We start from the raw sequence: 2,811 nt of genomic DNA, 5'->3' as shown, positions 1-2,811 counted from the left end.
GTCGCGATAGAGGTTGCGGCGCAGCGCCTGGGCGAGCTGGTCGCCATTGCCGCTGGCCAGCGCCTCGCGATAGGCCCCCAGCCGTCCGCCCAGGGCGCTCATCATCTTGCCGATATGCTTGCCGACCACGAGATCGCCGACGCCGTTCTGGCGTAGCTGCCCGTCCATGTCGTCGACGAACAGCTCGGCAAGGAACACCGAGAACTGGCGAACCTGCGGGTCGGTATCGTCATGCTCCAGCCGCAGCAGCACCGCGGCGAGCACCATCGTCACCGCCTCGAACCGGCCGTCGACGCTGTCCTCGACCTTTCCGTCGAGATACCAATAGGGGTCGCGGCCCATGGCGATGATGCGGTCATAGGCTGCGCGCGCGATCTCGCGCGGGTCCTTGCGGCTGAACAGGCGGGAGAGGACGGACATGGGGCGTGTGATATCCTGCAGGGAAATCGCGGCGTTAAGCCACAATTCATTGGCCACTTGTGATGCAGCGGCTTAGTGCATATTGAGGCGCCAACGGCAAGTTGCAAGACATGCGGCATGGCTTGCGCCTGACAGCATCGCGCCGCAGACATCGCGGATAGACCGCCAAGGAATGATGATGACCAGCAAAGCTCCGACCTCTCGCGCGACCCGGTTTTCGCGCCCCCGCGCTGCTTTGCTGGTGGCGATGGCAGCGCTGCCGCTGCTGGCGGGATGCGGCCAGCTGCGCGGGCATCAGGGTTTCATCTATGACCAGACGCTGGCGGGTCAGATCCTGCCCGGGGTCGACAATCGCCAATCGGTCGAGCGCACACTGGGCCGCCCGACCTTTACCGGCCAGTTCAGCGACAGCGAATGGTATTATTTCGCGCGCGACACGCGCCAGCTCGCCTTTGCCAATCCGCGCCCGACCGCGCAGCAGGTGATGCGCGTCAAGTTCGATGCCGCCGGCAATGTCGCGGCGGTCGATTTCACCGGGCTCGATCAGGTCGCGAAGATCGATCCCGAAGGCGAAAAGACGCCGACGCTCGGCCGCAAGCGCACCTTCTTCCAGGATCTGTTCGGCAATATCGGCGCGGTGGGTGCCCCGGGCGCGGGCGCAGGCGCGCCGCAATAAGCGCGTCGCCGCCGGTCAGTCGCTCTCGGCGATCCGGCTGACCAGCAGCTTGTCGACCTTGCGATTGTCCATGTCGACAATCTCGAACCGCCAGCCCTGATCGTTGAACACCTCGCCCTCCTTGGGCAGGTGGCGCAGGCAGTGCAGCACATGACCGGCTGCCGTCGCATAATCGCGGTCCTCGGGAAGCGAAATCCCAAGCCGCTCGGCCATCGCGTCTGCGGGCAGCCCGCCCGAGATCAGCAGGCTCCCGTCGGCGCGCTCGACCACCATCGGCGAATCGCCTTCGCCCTGGTCCGAGGCAAAATCGCCGACCAGAGCCTGCAACAGGTCGGCCGGCGTCACCAGCCCTTCGAAATGGCCATATTCGTCATGGACGAGCGCCATCGGCACCTCGCCCTTCTGCAGCACTTTCAGCGCATCCATCGCATCGACGCGGTCGGGCACGATCGGCGCAGGTCGCGCGAGCGCGGCCAGATCGAGCGGCGCGCCCTCGATGATCGCGGTCAGCAGGTCGCGCACGGTGACGATGCCGATAATCGCGTCGACCGAACCATTGGCGACCGGCAGGCGGCTGTGCGGCGATTCGGCCATGATGCGGCGGAGATCGTCGAGTCCGGCATCGGCGGGCAGCCAGTCGACCTCGGTGCGCGGTGTCATCACCTCGCGCACCGGACGGTCGGCGAGGCGGACCACGCCCGAGATGATCGCGCGTTCGGATTCCTCGATCACCCCCGATTTGGTCGCCTCGGCAAAGATCATCTGCAGCTCTTCGGCAGTGACGATGTTTTCCGATTCGCGGTTCAGCCCGAGCAGGCGGAAGATGAGCGCGCTCGACCGGTCGAGCACCCAGACCAGCGGCGCGGCGCCGCGCGCCATCAGGTCCATCGGGATCGCCATGATGACGGCCAGTTCCTCGGCCTTGCGCAGCGCGAACTGCTTGGGCACCAGCTCGCCGATCACCAGCGACAGATAGGTGGTCACGCCGATGACCAGCGCAAAGCCCACGCTGTCGGCAATATCGGCTGGCACGCCGACCAGCGCCAGCCGCTCGCCGACCGGAGCGCCGAGGCTCGCGCCCGAATAGGCCCCCGCCAGAATGCCGATCAGGGTGATGCCGATCTGCACGGTGGAAAGGAACTTGCCCGGATCGGACCCCAGCTTGAGCGCGGTGCGCGCGCCGTTGCTGCCATCGCGCGCCATCGCTTCCAGCTTGGCGTTGCGCGCCGAGACGATCGCAAGCTCGGACATCGCAAAGACGCCATTGAGCACGATCAGCGCCAGGATGATGACGACATCGAGCCAGGGAAAGGGGGGAAGAGGGTCCATCGGGCCTTACAGGGTTAAGCGTGCACCCTATATCGTGCGGGCGCGCGGTGTCACGTGCTTTCGCACCTGCAACCAGACCCGCAAACGGGCTGCGCGTTCCCGGAAATTAAACGATGTTACATTCGGGTTCGGGAACCATTCAGCCGCGAAACCGAATAAGCGGATGAGACGCAGCGATGCGTCTGCACGATGAAAGACATTTCGCGGGAGCTAATGATGAACAGCAAGACCATCCGTATCGCCGCCCTTGCGGGCCTGGCCAGCCTGGCACTCAGTGCCTGCGTCACCGATCCGGAAACCGGCCAGCAGCGCATCAGCAAGTCCGCGATCGGCGGCATCGGCGGCGCGCTCGGCGGCTATCTGCTGGGCGATATCGTCGGTGGTCG

The 2,811-nt window shown here is 65.6% G+C and carries 3 protein-coding genes and 1 pseudogene; 2 read left to right on the top strand and 2 right to left on the bottom strand.

The genetic code is table 11. The features are described 5' to 3' along the window. Window positions 1-420, bottom strand: a 420-nt coding sequence (locus AX735_RS01825) for a ubiquinol-cytochrome C chaperone family protein (protein WP_066274726.1), incomplete at its 3' end; no start/stop codon positions are given. 175 nt (window positions 421-595) lie between these two features. Between AX735_RS01825 and AX735_RS01820 the strand changes: the two genes are divergently transcribed. Next, on the top strand, window positions 596-1,096 hold the full coding sequence (locus AX735_RS01820; RefSeq protein ID WP_060979261.1) for an outer membrane protein assembly factor BamE: 501 nt from the start codon (window positions 596-598) through the stop codon (window positions 1,094-1,096). 15 nt (window positions 1,097-1,111) lie between these two features. Here the strand turns inward: AX735_RS01820 and AX735_RS01815 are convergent, their stop codons facing one another. After that, a complete protein-coding gene (locus tag AX735_RS01815) occupies window positions 1,112-2,425 on the bottom strand; it encodes a hemolysin family protein (protein ID WP_066274721.1) in 1,314 nt (437 codons plus the stop codon). Window positions 2,426-2,641: 216 nt separating this feature from the next. Here AX735_RS01815 and AX735_RS26590 point away from each other — a divergent pair. Further along, a pseudogene (locus tag AX735_RS26590) lies at window positions 2,642-2,811 on the top strand (OmpA family protein); the annotation flags it as partial.

Origin of the sequence: Blastomonas sp. CCH1-A6 (assembly GCF_001556365.1) — a bacterium.
In the GTDB taxonomy this organism is placed as follows: domain Bacteria; phylum Pseudomonadota; class Alphaproteobacteria; order Sphingomonadales; family Sphingomonadaceae; genus Blastomonas; species Blastomonas ursincola.
The sequence above is the reverse complement of the archived record's forward strand: the minus strand, read 5'-3'. Positions and strand labels throughout refer to the sequence as shown.

Bases quoted from the DNA above. Each gene is read 5' to 3' on its own strand.
- AX735_RS01820 (WP_060979261.1), top strand. From the start codon at position 596: ATGATGACCAGCAAAGCTCCGACCTCTCGCGCGACCCGGTTTTCGCGC.
- AX735_RS01815 (WP_066274721.1), bottom strand. From the start codon at position 2,425: ATGGACCCTCTTCCCCCCTTTCCCTGGCTCGATGTCGTCATCATCCTG.